The sequence below is a fragment of the Pontixanthobacter luteolus genome (genome assembly GCF_947494915.1).
Classification (GTDB): Bacteria; Pseudomonadota; Alphaproteobacteria; order Sphingomonadales; family Sphingomonadaceae; genus Pontixanthobacter; species Pontixanthobacter luteolus.
On the sequence record NZ_CANLWR010000001.1, the window covers coordinates 1,178,379 to 1,195,570 of the forward strand.

Genomic DNA, 17,192 nt, shown 5'->3' on the forward strand with positions numbered 1-17,192 from the left:
GGTCAGTCACGCGGATCGCGCGTGAGGGCCGCGGACACTTTCCGGTCGAACTGGAGCTGCTGATCGGGATCGAGAATTTCCCGCATGTCGAAGACGTGGCGCACGGTCGCTTTTTGCAAATCGCCCATGCGCGCATGCACCTCGTCGATCGCGGCACTGACTTCGGGCCCGTATTCGTGCTCGGTTTCCATTGCCTGGGCGAGCTGGGCGTTGGCTGCGCGCGCAGAGGCTTCGAGCCTTGCCTGTTCTACCGCGAAACGCGCTTCGAGCGCATCGAGCCGCTGCTCCTGGTCAGCCGTGAGCGACAGCTCATCGTGCACGAACTGGTGCAGGCTGCCCTCGGCATCGTTGTTGGCCCAGCGATCGGCGGCAAAAGCTCCGAGACATCCTGCGAGCGCCGCCAGCAGGACCGCCAGGACAAGGTGAAACTTCTTCAACGCCTATGACCCCACATGAAGCAAAGCAGCGGGTGACAGGGATTCTCCGCCAACGAGGCTCTCGCCAACAATTTCTGTAGGAGCGCCATATTCGGAAGGCCATCCGCTGGTCCCTGCGCCAGCTGCCAGCCCGACGACAAACAGACCGGCGAACAAGGCCATTCTGCGTCGCTGATCGGCAATTTCGCCAAGCTGTCCCGCGCGCTGCCAGACGCCGTTCATGAAGTCGGGCGGCACGTCGCCAGCCTTCTGCGAGGCCATGGTGCCGAGCATCGCATCGAGTGTCTGATTTTCACGCATCCCTTGCTCCTGTCGGTTGCACGGTTCCTATACGCGACACTTCGCGCAAACCCTCAAGTTTCTTTTTTGAGGGCTGCGGGTTGGCGACGCGTAAGAGGAGATAACTGTAGCAACAGCGGTATGTACCAGCGTCGAATGGGAGCCATGGCATGAAAAGCGCGGCAGTTCCGTCAAAAGAACGCGAGTTCACTCCGCCGCTGGGCAAAAGCTGGCTCACGCCGTTCTATGACCGCGCGATCGCAATCTTTACGCGCGAGAGCCGGTGGCGCCGCGCGATCGTCGAAGAGGCCGTATTGGTGCCGGGCGACAAGGTCATCGATGTCGGGTGCGGCACCGGGACCTTGCTCAGAGCGCTGATGGCCAGCTGTCCCGAAGCCGGCTTCATCGGCGTTGAGCCAGACCCCGCCGCGCTGGCGATCGCGCAGCGCAAATTCGGTGCCGGAGTCGATATGGTCCGGTGGCACAACGGCTTTCTTGACAGTCTCGAGCTTTCCGACGGCTGGCAACCAGATAAGATCGTCAGCAGTCTCGTCCTTCACCAGGTGCCCGTTTCGCAAAAACGCGCGATCCTCGAGCAGATCGAGAACCTGCTGGCCCCCGGGGGCATGGCGCTGATTGCCGACTATATGGGGCAGGATGCTCCAGTCATGCGCGCGCTGTTCCGTTCGAGCGTTCAGCTTCTCGACGGCGTGAAGGACACCCAGCCGAGCGCCGACGGAGCCGTCGAGAAATTGCTCGCCGAGATTTTCGCAGACGCCGAATTGCTCGATCGTATCCATACCGCGACCGGAACCATTTCTCTCTGGCGCGGCATCAAGAAAGGCAATGTCCAATGAACCTCACGAAAGATTCGAGACCGCTACGCCGTTCGCTGGCGGCCTCGCTCCTCCTCGCCCTTGCAGCCTGCTCGAATGCAGCGCAGGCCGCGACCTACACGATGTTCCGCGACGCAGGATGCGGCTGCTGTCTCAGCTGGGCCGGTCACGTCGAACATGGGCTCGAAGCAGAGGTCGCCTCGGTCGACACCGACGACATGGCTGCGCTCAAGACAGCCAAGAGTGTGCCACAGGATCTGTGGTCGTGTCACACGATGGAAGTCGATGGCTATATCATCGAAGGCCACGTGCCGGCCGATGCCGTCGCGAAGCTATTGCGCGAACGCCCCGAAGGCGTTGCTGGCCTGGCTGTGCCCGGAATGCCGCTTGGCTCGCCCGGAATGGAAGTCGGAGAGCAGGTGCAGCCCTATGATGTCATCGCCTTCGGCCCAGGCGGGCGGAGCGTGTTCGCATCCTACCCGTGACTATGGACAAGCCATTTTCGCGCCAACTCTAACGGAGGACCATCATGTCGGACTATTCGGTCAGAACCTCAATTCTCATATGGGGCTGGACACTCAGCCTCTTCCTGCTTTTCAGCTACCTGATCTGCATCGGTTTCGGCCTGCTCGCGCCCGAACAGGTGCACATGCACGAAGCGTGGGCGCCGCTGCTTCCCGGTTTCGAATGGCTAACCCTCTCGGGCTTTTTGGCAGGCGCTCTCGGCAGCTTTCTGTACGGTTGGTACATCGCGGTCATTGGGGTGCCACTGCTGCGATTTTTCCGTAACCGGTTCAGGACGTAGTAAATCGGCGGCGATGGACGCGTGCCTTGATACTCGCCGAGCATTTTCAGCTGCGCAAGCAGTCCGCTTTGGGCCGCAATTTGCTCGAGCGCCCCGAGCAAAACGCAACCCTCCGGATTTGTCCTGAAATATTTTTGAGGGATGAGCCCCGGCTGAACGTACTGTCCGGCATGATCTTTCTTGAACGGGAGACCATCGACAGGGGAAAGTCTTGCAAGACCATGAGCACGAGAATCAAAGCGAGACAGCTGGCTCGATAACCCTGCTGGGCGGCGTGGCGATGGGAACCGGCGTCATGATCGGTGCCGGCATATTCGCGCTGACCGGGCAGATCGCCGAGCTTGCCGGTCCGCTCTTCCCCTTATCCTTCATCGCTGGCGCGCTGGTAACCTCGCTGGCGGCCTACAGCTATATCAAGATGTCGAACAAATGGCCGTCTTCGGGCGGCATCGCGATGATCTTGCAAAAAGCATACGGACCCGGCGTGATCGCCGCCTCTGCCTCGCTCCTGATGGCGCTCTCGATGGTCATCAATGAAAGCCTCGTAGCCCGCACCTTCGCGACTTACGCGCTGCGCCCGTTCGGCCTCGAAAGCAGCGGGTGGCTCGTTTCTCTCGCAGCGCTTGCCCTCATCATCTTCGCCTATCTCGTCAATGCAGCGGGCAACAAGTCGGTAAGCGGCTTCTCGCTCATCATGTCCGCCATCAAGATCGGCGGCATAGCGCTGTTCGCAGTCGCGGCGATCTGGGCCAGCGGTTTTTCATCAGGCGCGTTTTCGCAGCCCGTTTCGATGACGAATGCAGAAGCCATGCTCGCCTCTGTTGCTTTCTCGATCCTCGCCTTCAAGGGCTTCACGACGATTACCAATAGCGGCGGCGAAATCGTCGACCCGCACAAGAATGTCGGTCGGACCATCATGATCTCGATCGCGGTCTGCATCGTGATCTATCTGCTCGTCGCATTGGCCGTGGGTTCGAGCCTGAGCATATCCGAGATCGTCGAGGCGCGCGATTACTCGCTCGCGGCAGCGGCGCGTCCGGCGCTGGGTGAGCTGGGCTTCTATTTCACCGTCGCGATCGCGATCGCCGCCACGACTTCGGGCGTGATCGCGAGCGTATTTGCTGTGTCGCGCATGCTTGCGATGCTGACCGACATGAAGATGATCCCGCACAGCCATTTCGGTATGAGCGGCGGAATTCGCAGCCACATGCTGGTCTATACGGTGGTCATTGCCGGGACGCTTGCCGTCCTGTTCGATCTGTCGCGGATCGCCTCGCTAGGCGCCTTCTTCTACCTCGTCATGGATATGCTGGTGCATTGGGGCGTCCTGCGTCACCTGCGCAAGGAAGTCGGCGCGCGCGCAACAATACTTCTTACAGCACTCGCGGCAGATGGCGTGGTCCTTGCAGCTTTTACCGCGGCCAAATTGCGCAGCGATCCTGCCGTTGTCGCCTATGCGGCGATCGGCATCGTCGCAGTCTTCGTGGGAGAATGGATTTACCTTTCGCACAATTCCGAAGCGCCCGCTTCTCACAAAGATGATCGGTCAGAAGAGAAGAGTTGATGGCAACTTTTCGCTGGGCCTTGAGGCTCTTGCAGCGGGGTTTTTCGAAACCGTTCACCGAAAACCGGCGTTGAGCACGAGACACGTCAGGCAAAACAGATGGAGCGATTCATGACGACCCGAACAGCGGCGGTCTACCGCATGGTAATGGAGGACCATGTCTGTCCCTATGGCATCAAGACGGTCGATCTCCTCAAGCGGCAAGGTTTCGAGGTCGACGATCATCACCTGACCAGCAGGGAGGAAACCGACGCATTCAAGGACAAGCACAACGTCGAGACCACCCCGCAGACTTTTATCGAAGACAAGCGCATTGGCGGCTATGACGATGTCCGCGAGTTCTTCGGCAAGAGCCGTTCGCAGCCGGAGGAAGGCGAGACCAGCTATCAGCCGGTCATTGCGATTTTCGCGGTCGCGCTTCTGCTCGCGCTCGGACTGAGCTGGGCTTTTTTTGATAACCTCTTCACTGTCCGGGCCGCCGAATGGTTCGTCAGCCTGTCGATGACCCTGTTCGCCGTTCAGAAGCTTCAGGACGTGCGCAGTTTCTCGACGATGTTCCTCAATTACGACCTGCTGGCGCGGCGCTGGGTGCCCTATGGCTTCGTCTACCCTTTCGGCGAAGCCGCTGCCGGCATTCTCATGACCGCGGGCGCGCTGACGTGGCTTTCTGCTCCGTTGGCATTGTTCATCGGCACCGTCGGCGCTGTCAGCGTCTTCAAGGCTGTCTACATCGACAAGCGTGAGCTCAAATGCGCTTGCGTCGGCGGCAGCAGCAATGTGCCGCTCGGCTTCGTCTCGCTGACCGAAAATCTATTCATGATGGGGATGGGCCTGTGGATGGGCGTGAAGCTTCTCGCATGATCACCGCGCTCCTTCTCGCCGTCTTTCTGTTCCTTGCAGCCGTCGCTTCCCACCTTGCCATTCTGGGTGTCGGCCACCGGATTCTCGATCGCCGCCGCGATACGCTGGCAAAGCTTGCCGTGTCGCTGCTCGTGCTCGCGTCGCATTTCATCGTGGCGATCCTTTTTGCCGCGGGTTTCTGGCTGGGCGCGCAATGGGGCTTGGGAGGTTTCGACAAGGCGCCTTCAATGGACTGGATGGACTACTTCTATTTCTCGCTCATCAACGTGACCACACTGGGCCTGGGCGACATTTATCCGACCGAGCACCTGAGAGTTCTCGCCGGCGTCGAGGCCCTCACCGGCTTCGCTCTCATCAGCTGCTCGGCGCAGCTATTCTGGACCATGATGCAAAAAGGAGAAAAAGCATGACCGAAAAGACGACCCACTCGGACAAGGGAGGGGGCGGCAACTACTGGCGGTTCATGGCCATGGTGTCGACTTCGACCGTCATCATGTTCTTCCTGATGTATGCCAACACCTTCACCATTGACGATGTTTTCTGGAGCGAAACGCGCTTCTGGATGATGTTCGTCATGGGCGCGATGATGATGATCGTCATGCTCCTCTTCATGTGGGGCATGTACAAGGACCGGACCAAGAACTTCATCATCCTGGGCGTCGGGGCCTTTGTGTTCGCGCTCGCACTATGGCTGGTGCGCAGCCAGACCACCGTCGACGATACCGAATATATGGCAGCGATGATTCCGCACCACTCGATCGCTATCATGACCAGCGAACGCGCGAGCCTGAAAGATCCTCGCGTGCGCGAACTCGCTCAAGCGATCATAGTCGCCCAGCGCCGCGAAATCGCCGAGATGAAATATCTCATCGACGATATCGAGCAGAACGGTCCGCGGACCGAAGAACGCCTGCCCGAGGAGATGCAGCAATGAACAAGATAGCTCTCACGGCGCTCATCGCGCTTCCGCTCGCCGCCTGCAATTCGAATACTGCTCCGGGAAATGACCGCGAAGCCCAGCTCGACCCGCCTGCCACTGCCGCGCCGATCGAGGACGCGGCCAGTGCACTGGCAAATGTTGACCCGGGCCTCATGCTTCCCGGGACCATGAATGACGCGGACCTTGCTGCTCTGGGCGCAGGACAGGCCTGCCAGTTCCGCCTGACCGAAGTGGCCTTTCCCTCATTTGTCTATGACGGTGACGGGAGCGGAGCGATCAAGATCAATGGCAAATTGATCCCCGTCGCTTCTGATGGTCCCGGTAGCTATTCGAATGGCGAGCTTCGGATCAAAACCCGTATGTTGGATGGTGAAGGCGATGCGGGCTTGCAAATGCAGGAGATGATCGTCGCAGCGCCAAGAGCCAAGGATGAGTTCGGTTTTTGGGGCTATACCACCTGTCCGGCTGACGGAGCCTGATACTGGCAGGGCGCGTGGGCGGGCCGTCGGCTACCCCGTGCGCCCGTGCCTCCGCCCTTCGTCGCCATCACCAGTCTTAACAGGAACAAGCAGATGACTGATACGAGGCCCATCGCTGTCTTCGGGGCAGGCGGGAAGACCGGCAGCGAGCTATTGAGGCGTGCCCTTGCCTCGGACATACCGATCCGCGCCTTCGAACACACAGTGCCTGGATCAGACGAGCGGGTGGGCGACTTCGAATACATCGAATGCGATGTGCTGTCGGACGATTTCGCGGGCGATCTCGATGGCTGCCGCGCGGTTATCTCGACGCTCGGTGTCGCTTTCGGTCCGGGCAATGCGATCGATCCACCGCCGCTCTATACCAATGGCACGCGCAACCTGCTCGGGGCGATTGCACAAGCGAAGATCGACCGTATTGCCGTGATCTCCGCCGCCTTCGTCGAACATCAGTCGAGCGTTCCGGCGTGGTTTGAACTCACCGCCAAGCCAGCATTGTTCAATATACTCGAGCAGATGCGCGCCATGGAGGCGATGCTCAGCGACGCACAAGGCACCAAATGGACGGTCGCACGACCGGGCTGGCTGCTGGATGAGCCTTACACCGGCGATGCCGTCATTACGGATGAACGCTTGGCAGAAGGCTGTTTCCGCTGCCGTCATGCTGATCTCGCGGCGAGCCTGCTCGATTTCGTGTGCGAAGATACCTGGATCAACGCAAAACCTGCCATCGGCAGGCCCGAAGCCGAACATTTCGAAAGTCCCGCCGCCATCAAGGCCGAACTCGGGATCGATTGAGCGCCGTATCATTTTGCGATTTGTGACGGGCCCGCACGTTGCAAGTTGTGAGCAACAGACAAGGAAATCGTATGTTTCTGGAGAAAATCAAAACCCCTGGCCTCTCGCACCTTTCCTACATCATCGGCTCGGGCGGACAGGCAGCGGTCATCGATCCGCGCCGGGACTGCGAGATCTATGTCGAAAAGGCCCGGGCCGAAGGACTGGAGATAACGCACATCTTCGAAACCCATCGCAATGAGGATCTGATCAGCGGCTCGCCGATCTTGGCCGATTTGACAGGAGCCACGGTCTATCACGGGCCCAACGCGGCAGGCGAGATCGTTTTTGCCAATACCGCACGCGAGGGCGATTGTTTCGAGCTGGGTCAATTGCGGATCGAGGTGCTGGAAACACCTGGACACACTGACGATCATCTCGCTTTCGTCATCCATGACGGCGAATATTCCGAGGGACCGGTCGGCGTCTTTACTGGCGATGCCCTGTTTGTCGGCGATGTCGGGCGCACCGATTTCTATCCCGAGCGCAAGGAAGAAGTCGCGGGCCTTCTGTTCGACTCACTGCAGAAACTTTGCGGCCTCGGCGATCAGGCGATTATCTACCCGGCGCATGGTGCGGGCTCGGTCTGCGGGTCGGGAATGGCGGATCGGGAATTCTCGACAATCGGCCACGAGCGACGCAACAACCCGCGTCTGCGCATCTCCGACCGCGACGAGTTCATCAAGACGAAGGTAGAAGAGCACCACTACCAGCCGCCCTATTTCCGGCTGATGGAGCGGCTCAACCTTGAAGGGCCCGATGCCGCGCCGCGCGTCATGCGGCCAAGGCATCTGGGGCTGGAAGACCTTAGCGAGAGCGGCGCCGATCACCTGATTGATGTGCGCGAGCCGCTCGCCTATGCCGCCGGTCACATGCCGGGTGCCATGTGCCTTCCGGTGGGAATGATACCGGCCTTTGCCGGATGGTTCCTCGGTGAAGGCGACAGGATCGCCCTCGTCGCTTCCGAGGAAGGCCAGCTAGCCCAGGCCATGGCCCATCTGGTGCGCATCGGTCTCGATAATGTTGTGGGCGGCTATGTCGGCGTTGTTCCAGCCGCCGCACAGGGCAAAGCGATGCGCAGCATTCCCATGATTGGCACCGAGGAAGTCGCGCGCAGGCTCGATCAGGACAGCGGCGAGTGGACCTTGCTCGACGTGCGCGACGCGGACGAACGACAGGAAGCAAGCATCGACGGGTCAGAACATATCTATGTCGGTGAGCTCAATACGCGGTGGGAAGAGCTCGACCGCGACCGCCACTACACGCTGATGTGCGCGAGCGGCATGCGGGCGAGCGTTGCCGCAGGCTGGCTGGCAAGCCAGGGCTTCAAGCGCCTCGACATCTATCTCGGCTCCATGGGGGCATGGAAGAACGCGCATAGCTGAGGTTTGGCCTCTCAGACTGCAAGGCGCAGGCTCCGCAGCCGCAGTGCATTCCCTATCACCGATACGGAAGAGAGGCTCATGGCCGCCGCCGCAATCATCGGGCTGAGCAGCACTCCGAAGAAGGGATACAGCACGCCTGCCGCGACCGGGATGCCGAGTGTGTTGTAAGCGAAGGCGAAAAACAGGTTCTGCCGGATGTTGCGCATCGTCCCACGCGACAGCACGATGGCCTGCACCACTCCTGTCAGGTCGCCGCGAACCAGCGTCACGCCGGCGCTTTCGATTGCGACATCGGTGCCGGTGCCCATGGCAATGCCGACATCGGCGGCGGCCAGTGCAGGCGCATCGTTGATCCCGTCCCCTGCCATGCCGACGCGGCGACCTTGCGCTTTCAGCTCTTCGATCTTGCGGTGCTTGTCTTCGGGCGAGACATTCGCATGCACTTCATCGATTTTCATTTCGCGCGCGACCGCTTCGGCAGTGCCGCGGCTGTCGCCCGTCAGCATAACGACCCGGATTTTGCGCGCATGCAGCGCCGCAATGGCCGCTGCACTGGTAGGTTTGATCGGATCGGCCACCGAGATGAGCCCTGCCGGCCGGCCATCGAACGCAACGAACATCACCGTCTGACCCTGCTTGCGACCATTTTCGGCCGAGCCCAGCCAGGCCTCGTCATTGATCCCAACGCGCCGCATCATCTTCTCATTTCCGATCGCAACACGGCGGTCCTGGACGTTGGCTTCAACGCCTTCCCCAGTCGTCGAAGCGAGATCCGTGGCATTGGCAGGAGAAACGCCGCGCGTCCGCGCGCCCTCGACAATGGCATGGGCCAGCGGATGTTCGCTCCCCATTTCGACACCTGCCACCGCAGCCAGGAAATCGCTTTCCTTGATGTCATCTGCCGGCGTCACCGCCACCAGATCGGGTTTGCCCATCGTCAGCGTGCCGGTCTTGTCGACCACCAGCGTATCGATTTTCTCGAGTGTCTCCAGCGCCTCGGCATTGCGGATCAGAATCCCGTGCTGGGCACCCTTGCCTGTGCCCGTCATGATCGACATCGGCGTAGCGAGACCGAGCGCACAGGGACAGGCGATGATCAGGACTGCAATGGCATTGACCAGCGCATAGGCAAGCGCTGGTGCGGGCCCCCAGATTCCCCATACCACGAAGGTGGCGATGGCTATCACCACCACCGCAGGCACGAACCAGCCCGCCACCTGATCTGCCAGTCGCTGGATCGGTGCGCGGCTGCGCTGCGCCTCGGCCACCATCTGGACGATCTTGGACAGCATCGTGTCTTTGCCCACACCGGTCGCGCGCATGACGAACCCGCCAGTCTGGTTGACCGTGCCGCCAATGACTGTGTCGCCAGCCTGTTTGGCGACCGGCAGCGGTTCGCCGCTGATCATGGATTCATCGATGGCGCTCGATCCCTCTTCGATCTCGCCATCGACCGGAACCTTATCGCCCGGTCGAACGCGCAGACGATCGCCTGTGGCCAGCTGGTCGAGCGGCACCTCGCGCTCATCGCCGGAGCCGAAGATCTTGACCGCGCTGGGCGGCGCCAATTCGAGCAATGCGCGCAAAGCGCTCGAGGTCGAGCCTCTTGCCTTGAGCTCGAGGACCTGTCCGAGCAAAACGAGTGTGGTTATGACCGCTGCCGCCTCGAAATAGATCCCGACCCGTCCCGAATGGTCGCGGAACGCCGCAGGGAACAGATCGGGCGCGACCGTCGCCACCACGCTGAACAGATAGGCGATGGCAACGCCAAACCCGATCAGCGTGAACATGTTGAGATTGCGCGTCTTGAGCGACTGTATGGCCCGAACGAAGAACGGCCAGGCTCCCCAAAGAACAACCGGTGTGGCAAGGGCAAACTGCGCCCATTGCGCCCAGGCAGGTTCGATCAGCCGGTCGAAACTGAGCCCCGGTGCCATGTCGCTCATCGCGTAGACGAACAGAGGCAGCGTGAGCAGCGCGCTCCACCAGAACCTACGCCGCATATCAACCAGTTCGGGATCGGGGCCATCGTCCAGCGAAACCGTTTCCGGTTCGAGCGCCATGCCGCAAATCGGGCATGAACCCGGCCCGGGCTGGCGGATTTCAGGGTGCATCGGGCAGGTGTAGATCGTGCCTTCGGGCACATCCTCGACCGCGTCGAGATGCGCGCCCGAGAGATAGAGCTCGGGATCGGTGACGAACTTGTCGTGACATCGCGGCGAACAAAAATAGTGCTCGGCCCCCGCATGCTTCGCGATATGCTCTGCTCCGTCGATCGCTACGCTCATGCCGCAGACGGGATCGATGGCGGTGCCTTCGAGTAAGCTTGCGTCCGTGCTCATCGCTCTTCCTTTCTCACTCTAAAGCAGACCTCTTACAGCCTTGTGCCGAATACTTTGGCGGTGCCGGCACGATACCAGGTTTCGGTCGTCCGCATTTGGTTGGGCGGCACCAGGTTTGCCTGGCACCACCCAACCGACTCACTGCTTCGTGATCGACGTGATCACATTGCCTTCAGAACCGGTACGAAATTCAAAGGCAATTCCCTCACCGACGCTTACTTCGCTGCGCAGTTGCTCATCGGCTTCAAAAGCCATGGTCATCGCAGGCCATTCGATCGCTGGGACCGGACCGTGGTCGACGGTTATCGTGCCCGCTTCGGCATCGATTGCAGTGACCGTGCCTTCTGCACTGACGGTTTGCATTTCGCTGCTAGGTTCCATCATTGGCATATCCTCGCCGTCCATCATCATTTCATTTTCTGCCATCGGCATGTCGTTCATGTCGGCAGTGTCCTGGCCAGAATCGCAGGCCGCCAGCGCCAGCGGAAAGGCCAGTAGGCTCATGAGGGTTGTGGTACGCATTCTTTTTCTCCTTGGGGTTGGGTTGGCCGTTCGGGCCGGGGGCGCCGCATCAACAAATATGCGGCGGGGATAACGAACATCGAAAGCAGCGGCGCGGTGATCATGCCGCCCACCATCGGCGCGGCGATGCGGCTCATGACCTCCGAACCTGCGCCGGTTCCAATGAGGATAGGGAAGAGACCGGCAAGAATGACGGCCACGGTCATCGCCTTGGGACGCACGCGCAGAAGAGCACCCTCCCTGATGGCTTCGCCCACGCCGTCCGCATCGAGGGCACCGCTGCGCCGGGCCAGCGCAGACTTGAGGTAGATCAGCATGATGACGCCGAACTCGGCAGACACACCGGCAAGCGCAATAAAACCCACCGATGTCGCAACAGACTGGTTGTAGCCCATCAGATAGAGCAGCCAGAAGCCGCCGGTGAGGGCAAAGGGCAGCGTGCCCATAACAAGTAGCGCTTCGTCGAAGCGGCGGAAGATCAGGTACAGCAAAACGAAAATGATGCCGAGCGTCGCGGGAACGACGACCTGCAACCGCTCATTGGCGCGGGTGAGATATTCAAACTGGCCCGCGTAGGAAATGCTTACACCGGCAGGCAGATCGACGCCCTCTGAAACTGCCGCCTGAAGATCGCTTACGACCGAGGTCAAATCGCGCCCGCGCGTATCGACATAGACCACGCTGATGAGACGGCCTTGCTCATTCTTGAGCATCGGGGGGCCATCGCTGACGCTCACCTGCGCTACGGTGCCGAGCGTAATTTGCTGGCCAGAGGGGGTTAGCAAAGGCAGCGCGTGCAGTTCTGCGAGGCTGTCGCGGATCTCGCGCGGATAGCGCACATTGATGGGATATCGCGCCAATCCTTCGACCGTTCTGCCGATATTCGCGCCGCCGATCGCGCCTGACACAATTTGCTGAACATCGGCGATATTCAGCCCGAAACGCGCCGCGGCGACCCGGTCGATGTCCACATCGACATAGCGGCCTCCCGAAAGACGCTCTGCCAAAGCGGAACTGACGCCAGGAACCTGTTTTGCGACATTCTCGACCTGCAAAGCTACGCGCTCGATTTCGGCAAGGTCCTCGCCGGACACTTTCACGCCGATCGGGCTTTTGATACCGGTCGCGAGCATATCGATGCGGTTGCGGATCGGGGGCACCCAGACATTGGCGAGTCCCGGCACCTGCACAGCACGATCGAGCTCGTCGACGAGCTTCTCTGGCGTCATGCCCGGCCGCCAGTCTTCGCGCGGCTTGAACCGGATGGTCGTCTCGAACATCGTGAGCGGCGCCGGGTCTGTTGCGGTATCCGCGCGTCCTGCCTTGCCGAACACGGTATCGACTTCCGGCACGGATTTGATCAGCCGATCCGTCCGCTGAAGCAATGCCGACGCTTCACCAGGAGACAGGCCAGGCAACGCGCTTGGCATGTAAAGCAAGTCGCCTTCATCGAGCGGCGGCAGGAATTCGCCACCAAGGCGCGTGAACGGGACCAGCGCCGTGAGGAACACCAGTCCGGCCACCAGCATTGTCGTCTTGGGTCGGCTGAGCACCCAATCAAGACCCGGCCGGTAGGCTTTGGTCAGCAAGCGATTGAGGACGTTGGTGTCCTCCTTGGGTATCTTCCCGCGGATCAGCCAGCCCATCAGAACGGGAACCAGCGTCACCGACAGAATGGCGGCCGCCGCCATGGCATAGGTCTTGGTAAAGGCCAGTGGGGAGAAGAGCCGCCCTTCCTGCGCCTGCAGAGTAAACACCGGCAGGAACGATAGGGTTATGATCAGGAGGCTGAAAAACAGCGCTGGCCCCACCTCTTTCGATGCGTCCGCAATCAGTTTCCAGCGCTCATCGTTGGACATCTTCTCGTCGGGATGGTCCTCTTCCCAATGCTCGATATGCTTGTGCGCGTTCTCGATCATGACGATGGCAGCGTCGACCATCGCGCCGATTGCGATGGCGATGCCGCCCAAGGACATGATGTTCGCATCGACCCCCTGGAACCGCATCACGATAAAGGCCGCCAGCACCCCCAATGGAAGCGTGACGATCGCCACCAATGCTGATCGCACATGCCACAAGAACAGCGCGCAAACGATCGCGACGATGATAAATTCGGCGATGAGTTTTCCGGTCAGGTTTTCGATCGAGGCGTCGATTAGCTTCGAACGATCATAGGTCGTGACAATCTCGACCCCTTCAGGAAAACTGGCCTGGAGCAAGTCGAGCTTCTCTTCGACAGCCGCGATCGTTGCCCGCGCATCCTCGCCTTGTCTAAGCACAACAATACCGCCTGCGACTTCGCCTTCGCCATTGAGTTCGGCGATCCCTCGCCGCATTTCGGGGCCAAGCTGGATCGTGGCGACATCGGACAAGGCGACGGGGATACCGTTACCCACCGATTTCAGCGGAATCTGTCTGAAGTCGTCGAGAGACGTGAGATAGCCCGAAGCGCGGACCATGAATTCGGCCTCGCCCATTTCAACCACCGATCCGCCAGCCTCTTGATTGGAAGCTTGTATGGCACGCACGACATCGCTGTAGGTGACGCCAAGCGAAGCCATCCGGTAGGGTTCCAGCACGACCTGGTACTGCTTGACCATGCCGCCAACGCTGGCGACCTCTGCAATGCCCGGAATGGTCTGCAGCTCATAGCGCAGGAACCAGTCCTGAAGACTTCTGAGCCCAGCAAGATCGCTGTTCCCCGTTCGGTCGACGAGAGCATATTCGTAAATCCAGCCCACCCCCGTCGCGTCCGGCCCGAGCGAGCTGGTCACTCCGTCGGGCAATTCGTTTTGCACCTGGTTGAGATATTCAAGCACGCGCGAGCGCGCCCAGTAGAGGTCGGTCCCATCCTCGAAGATCACATAGACGAAGCTGTCGCCGAACATCGAATAGCCGCGCACAGTTTCCGCGCCCGGCACCGAGAGCATCGTCGTTGCGAGCGGATAGGTGACCTGGTCCTCAACGATGCGCGGAGCTTGCCCCGGATAATTCGACCGCACCACGACCTGCACATCAGACAGATCGGGGATCGCATCGACCGGCGTTGCGCGCACCGCCCAGAAGCCAGCCAGCGTGACCGCGATAGCCGCCAGAACGATGAAAAACCGATTGGCGATCGATGCATCGATTATGCGCGCGATCATCGGTCGGTCTTCCGAATGGATTCGATACGCGGACCGGTGTCGTGCTGCGAGAACGTAAACTCTACCTTGTCGCCCGGTTCAATACCGTCAACTAGAGCGGCGTCTTCGAGTGCGAAGGGCATGACCATGCTCGGCCATTCGAGGGCGGGAACCGGCGCGTGATTGAGAGTGATCGAAGCACCAGCGATTTTCGTCACTCTTCCCGTAGCGGTATACGTCCTCATGTTTGGCGAGCCTTCCGACGCCATGCTCATGGTCCCATCGATTGACCTGACGTCGATCCCGCCAAGACTTGCTTCGGAGTCGATCAGGAACTGACCTGAAGTGACGACCTGCTCGCCCTCCGCAAGGCCTGCGAGTATCTCTGTCCTGCCATTCGCTTCGTGCCCGATTTCGACCTCGGCAGGCAGGAACGCGCCTTCATCCTCCTTGAGCATCACGAGATTTCGGCGTCCGGTTCGAATGACCGCCTCCGACGGTACCAGCAAGGCTCGCCGTGTGTCGGGTGAAAGCGACACCTGCGCGAACATCCCTGGTTTCAACCTGCCGCGCGGATTGGGTAGCTCAGCCCGGACGGTGATGGTTCGGCTCGCGGCATCGGCGCTTGGAAGGATGGCAACAATCCGTCCCGCAAATCGCTGATCCGGATACGCTGCCAGGGTCGCACTGATGGGCTGGCCCTGCCGGATATTTGCGGCCTGGGCTTCAGGAACCGAAGCTTCAAGCCATATCGGCGAAAAGCCCGTAATCTCGGCCAAAGTTTGACCTTCCATTACAGTCATGCCCGAGCGCACCCCAAGCATTGTTACGGCACCGCCCACCGGAGCCTTGACGGTGATCGTGTTTTGGGCTCTGCGTGTGCGTTCGACCGATGCGATCATTGCGTCGTTCATTCCAAGCAATCGCATGCGCTGCCGCATCGCATCTGCCAGCGCCCGATCGCCAGTATTGAGCACAGCAATGTACTCGCGCTGCGCGCCGCCCCAATCAGGGACCAAAATATCGACGATCGGAGCGCCGCGACTGACGACATCGTCCTGCGTAAGGCCATAGGTGCGTTGGACGTAGCCCCCCGCGCGTGGCTGGACGATAGCTATATCCCTGCTGTTGTATGCGAGGACACCCGTAACGGTGATCTCCGGTTCGAGAACGCCGAACTCGGCTGCTGCGGTGCGAATTCCGAAATTCTGCACAAGGCCCGGATCAATCCGGACGCCCGCTTCCGCAGCTTCTCCCGCGCACTTGGGAACCAGCATCATGTCCATGAAGGGCGACTTACCGGGCTCGTCAAAACGTTGTCCGGGCACCATCGGATCGTACCAATAGAGCACGTCCTCACAGTCAGTATCCGTCGGCGAGCCAGCTCCGCTGCTCTCGCCGCCGAGCATGTGAAGACCGTAGCCAGCAGCCAGGCTGACAAGGGCAATACCTAGCCCAGCCGCAAACATGCGTTGGCGCTGCGTAAATCGTTCGAGCACGGAGTTCATGGCCTGCCCTCCCCGTATGTGAGTTGTAGTTTGACCGCCGCCTGCACCGCCGCCTGTTCGCGTTCGAGAATTTCCAGCTCGAGCAAGGCAAGTGCGGATTTCGCCGCAATCACATCGACGAGATCGGCACGCCCGGCCGCAAAGCTGGCTGTCTCGAGGTCAACGCGGTCACGCGCGAGCGGAAGAAGTTCATCACGCGCGCGGCGCCATTGGCGCATAGTGCTGCGCCAAGTGGCGAGATCGGCTTCGAAATCCGCGACCAGCGCGCGTCTGCGATCCTCGCGTTCGGCCAAAGCGGCAGCGGCATCGGCTTCGGCGGCGGCGATGCGCGGATTCTGCCGCCGGTCGGTGAAGATCGGAAGAGTAATTGACCCCATGACCGACACCGCATCGCCAAACGCCTGGTCGCGACGACCATAGTTGACGCTCACCCCAAAATCCGGCCTCTTTTCAGCGCGAGCGAGCGCGACACCGGCTTCGGCCCGGTCTCGTTCCGCATCGGCCAGAATGAGTTCGGGATTCCCTTCCAGTTCGAAGCGAAGCTGGTTTTCATCCAGAGCCGCCGTGGGAGCCTCACCCAAGGCAACCGGGTCAGGGAACGGTATGTATCGGGAAAGCTGCGCTTGCGCCGTCTCGCGCTCGGCCTCGATCGACGTCGCTGCATCCTCGATCCCAAGCAATTCGCGCCGTATCACGAGGCTTTCGGCCGGGCGGGCCGAGCCCGACGCAACTGCGCTATTGGCAACAGGGATGAAGGCTCGCAGCTCATCGAGCGCTGTGCTGGCGAGATCGAGGCGTTCTTGCGCGTAGAACAAGCTGACCCAAGCGGTTCCAGCGCTTGCGAGAAGATTGCGCTCCGCCATACCGAGCCGTGCTTCCGCCACCCGAACTTCGGAACTGGCAACGCCATACCTCGCCCGTCGCCGCGCAAGATTGGGTATCTCCTGCTCGATACCGATGGCGACTTGCGTAGGAAGTTGCCGGTCAAGCTCGAACGCCGCGGGTCCGCTTACCGGAAGGTTCATAACCCCTGCGCGTAAACGCGGGTCGGGAAGCTCGTCCGCCGCTTCCGCAGCCTCGCGCCGTGATTGTACACGCAGCGCGCCAGCTTCCAAAACGGGTTGCTCGCCCCGCACCGCTGCAAGTGCTTCCTCGTATCCGACAGACTGCGCTTGCGCAGCTTGCGCGGCGAGCAGTGCCGAAAACGCCACCCAGCCAATTCGCCAATCCATAATTCTCACTCTTTCAAAGCGAACTGGCCGGGAACGACTT

The 17,192-nt window shown here is 60.6% G+C and carries 17 protein-coding genes; 10 read left to right on the forward strand and 7 right to left on the reverse strand.

Annotation, left to right across the window (positions count from 1 at the left end):
• Positions 1 to 2 precede the first annotated feature (2 nt).
• Together PO778_RS05655 and PO778_RS05660 are read right to left on the reverse strand one after the other, a co-directional pair.
• Positions 3 to 437, reverse strand: coding sequence for a periplasmic heavy metal sensor (locus PO778_RS05655; RefSeq protein ID WP_011413850.1), 435 nt, complete (start codon positions 435 to 437; stop codon positions 3 to 5).
• Positions 438 to 440: 3 nt separating this feature from the next.
• A complete protein-coding gene (locus PO778_RS05660; protein WP_011413849.1) occupies positions 441 to 737 on the reverse strand; it encodes a hypothetical protein in 297 nt (98 codons plus the stop codon).
• Positions 738 to 886: 149 nt separating this feature from the next.
• Between PO778_RS05660 and PO778_RS05665 the strand changes: the two genes are divergently transcribed.
• The 10 genes from PO778_RS05665 to PO778_RS05710 all read left to right on the forward strand — a co-directional run bounded on the left by PO778_RS05665 (position 887) and on the right by PO778_RS05710 (position 8,423).
• Positions 887 to 1,573 (forward strand): class I SAM-dependent methyltransferase, encoded by a 687-nt coding sequence (locus PO778_RS05665; protein ID WP_011413848.1) that lies wholly within the window; start codon positions 887 to 889, stop codon positions 1,571 to 1,573.
• Positions 1,570 to 2,037 carry a DUF411 domain-containing protein gene (locus PO778_RS05670; RefSeq protein WP_271438912.1) on the forward strand — a complete coding sequence of 156 codons (468 nt, stop codon included), beginning with the start codon at positions 1,570 to 1,572 and terminating at the stop codon, positions 2,035 to 2,037. The genes PO778_RS05665 and PO778_RS05670 overlap by 4 nt, the downstream gene beginning before the upstream one ends.
• Positions 2,038 to 2,081: 44 nt before the next feature.
• Entirely contained in the window at positions 2,082 to 2,357 is a 276-nt protein-coding gene (locus PO778_RS05675) for a hypothetical protein (protein ID WP_221572398.1), read from the forward strand.
• Between the two features lie 280 nt (positions 2,358 to 2,637).
• Positions 2,638 to 3,921, forward strand: a complete 1,284-nt coding sequence (locus tag PO778_RS05680) for an APC family permease (RefSeq protein ID WP_247713186.1) — start codon at positions 2,638 to 2,640, stop codon at positions 3,919 to 3,921.
• Positions 3,922 to 4,032: 111 nt separating this feature from the next.
• Positions 4,033 to 4,782 (forward strand): glutaredoxin family protein, encoded by a 750-nt coding sequence (locus PO778_RS05685; RefSeq protein ID WP_271438913.1) that lies wholly within the window; start codon positions 4,033 to 4,035, stop codon positions 4,780 to 4,782.
• A complete protein-coding gene (locus tag PO778_RS05690; protein WP_221572395.1) occupies positions 4,779 to 5,192 on the forward strand; it encodes a potassium channel family protein in 414 nt (137 codons plus the stop codon). Before PO778_RS05685 ends, PO778_RS05690 begins: the two co-directional genes overlap by 4 nt.
• The gene (locus PO778_RS05695) at positions 5,189 to 5,716 is read left to right on the forward strand and encodes a DUF305 domain-containing protein (protein WP_221572394.1); all 528 of its coding nucleotides are present in this window, start codon (positions 5,189 to 5,191) and stop codon (positions 5,714 to 5,716) included. The genes PO778_RS05690 and PO778_RS05695 overlap by 4 nt, the downstream gene beginning before the upstream one ends.
• Entirely contained in the window at positions 5,713 to 6,201 is a 489-nt protein-coding gene (locus PO778_RS05700; protein WP_271438914.1) for a DUF6692 family protein, read from the forward strand. Before PO778_RS05695 ends, PO778_RS05700 begins: the two co-directional genes overlap by 4 nt.
• A gap of 93 nt (positions 6,202 to 6,294) precedes the next feature.
• A complete protein-coding gene (locus PO778_RS05705) occupies positions 6,295 to 6,999 on the forward strand; it encodes an NAD(P)-dependent oxidoreductase (protein ID WP_271438915.1) in 705 nt (234 codons plus the stop codon).
• 71 nt (positions 7,000 to 7,070) lie between these two features.
• Positions 7,071 to 8,423 (forward strand): MBL fold metallo-hydrolase, encoded by a 1,353-nt coding sequence (locus tag PO778_RS05710; protein WP_271438916.1) that lies wholly within the window; start codon positions 7,071 to 7,073, stop codon positions 8,421 to 8,423.
• Between the two features lie 11 nt (positions 8,424 to 8,434).
• Here the strand turns inward: PO778_RS05710 and PO778_RS05715 are convergent, their stop codons facing one another.
• The 5 genes from PO778_RS05715 to PO778_RS05735 form a co-directional block, all read right to left on the reverse strand.
• Positions 8,435 to 10,765 (reverse strand): heavy metal translocating P-type ATPase, encoded by a 2,331-nt coding sequence (locus tag PO778_RS05715; protein ID WP_271438917.1) that lies wholly within the window; start codon positions 10,763 to 10,765, stop codon positions 8,435 to 8,437.
• 138 nt (positions 10,766 to 10,903) lie between these two features.
• Complete coding sequence (locus tag PO778_RS05720) at positions 10,904 to 11,287, reverse strand: copper-binding protein (RefSeq protein ID WP_247713112.1); 384 nt, start codon at positions 11,285 to 11,287, stop codon at positions 10,904 to 10,906.
• Positions 11,266 to 14,433, reverse strand: a complete 3,168-nt coding sequence (locus PO778_RS05725) for an efflux RND transporter permease subunit (RefSeq protein WP_271438918.1) — start codon at positions 14,431 to 14,433, stop codon at positions 11,266 to 11,268. Before PO778_RS05725 ends, PO778_RS05720 begins: the two co-directional genes overlap by 22 nt.
• The gene (locus PO778_RS05730; RefSeq protein WP_271438919.1) at positions 14,430 to 15,920 is read right to left on the reverse strand and encodes an efflux RND transporter periplasmic adaptor subunit; all 1,491 of its coding nucleotides are present in this window, start codon (positions 15,918 to 15,920) and stop codon (positions 14,430 to 14,432) included. Before PO778_RS05730 ends, PO778_RS05725 begins: the two co-directional genes overlap by 4 nt.
• Positions 15,917 to 17,152 (reverse strand): TolC family protein, encoded by a 1,236-nt coding sequence (locus PO778_RS05735; protein ID WP_271438920.1) that lies wholly within the window; start codon positions 17,150 to 17,152, stop codon positions 15,917 to 15,919. Before PO778_RS05735 ends, PO778_RS05730 begins: the two co-directional genes overlap by 4 nt.
• Positions 17,153 to 17,192 lie beyond the last annotated feature (40 nt).

Bases quoted from the DNA above. Each gene is read 5' to 3' on its own strand.
- PO778_RS05665 (WP_011413848.1), top strand. From the start codon at position 887: ATGAAAAGCGCGGCAGTTCCGTCAAAAGAACGCGAGTTCACTCCGCCG.
- PO778_RS05725 (WP_271438918.1), bottom strand. From the start codon at position 14,433: ATGATCGCGCGCATAATCGATGCATCGATCGCCAATCGGTTTTTCATC.
- PO778_RS05660 (WP_011413849.1), bottom strand. From the start codon at position 737: ATGCGTGAAAATCAGACACTCGATGCGATGCTCGGCACCATGGCCTCG.
- PO778_RS05705 (WP_271438915.1), top strand. From the start codon at position 6,295: ATGACTGATACGAGGCCCATCGCTGTCTTCGGGGCAGGCGGGAAGACC.
- PO778_RS05730 (WP_271438919.1), bottom strand. From the start codon at position 15,920: ATGAACTCCGTGCTCGAACGATTTACGCAGCGCCAACGCATGTTTGCG.
- PO778_RS05685 (WP_271438913.1), top strand. From the start codon at position 4,033: ATGACGACCCGAACAGCGGCGGTCTACCGCATGGTAATGGAGGACCAT.
- PO778_RS05675 (WP_221572398.1), top strand. From the start codon at position 2,082: ATGTCGGACTATTCGGTCAGAACCTCAATTCTCATATGGGGCTGGACA.
- PO778_RS05710 (WP_271438916.1), top strand. From the start codon at position 7,071: ATGTTTCTGGAGAAAATCAAAACCCCTGGCCTCTCGCACCTTTCCTAC.
- PO778_RS05735 (WP_271438920.1), bottom strand. From the start codon at position 17,152: ATGGATTGGCGAATTGGCTGGGTGGCGTTTTCGGCACTGCTCGCCGCG.
- PO778_RS05690 (WP_221572395.1), top strand. From the start codon at position 4,779: ATGATCACCGCGCTCCTTCTCGCCGTCTTTCTGTTCCTTGCAGCCGTC.
- PO778_RS05720 (WP_247713112.1), bottom strand. From the start codon at position 11,287: ATGCGTACCACAACCCTCATGAGCCTACTGGCCTTTCCGCTGGCGCTG.
- PO778_RS05715 (WP_271438917.1), bottom strand. From the start codon at position 10,765: ATGAGCACGGACGCAAGCTTACTCGAAGGCACCGCCATCGATCCCGTC.
- PO778_RS05695 (WP_221572394.1), top strand. From the start codon at position 5,189: ATGACCGAAAAGACGACCCACTCGGACAAGGGAGGGGGCGGCAACTAC.
- PO778_RS05700 (WP_271438914.1), top strand. From the start codon at position 5,713: ATGAACAAGATAGCTCTCACGGCGCTCATCGCGCTTCCGCTCGCCGCC.
- PO778_RS05680 (WP_247713186.1), top strand. From the start codon at position 2,638: ATGGGAACCGGCGTCATGATCGGTGCCGGCATATTCGCGCTGACCGGG.
- PO778_RS05670 (WP_271438912.1), top strand. From the start codon at position 1,570: ATGAACCTCACGAAAGATTCGAGACCGCTACGCCGTTCGCTGGCGGCC.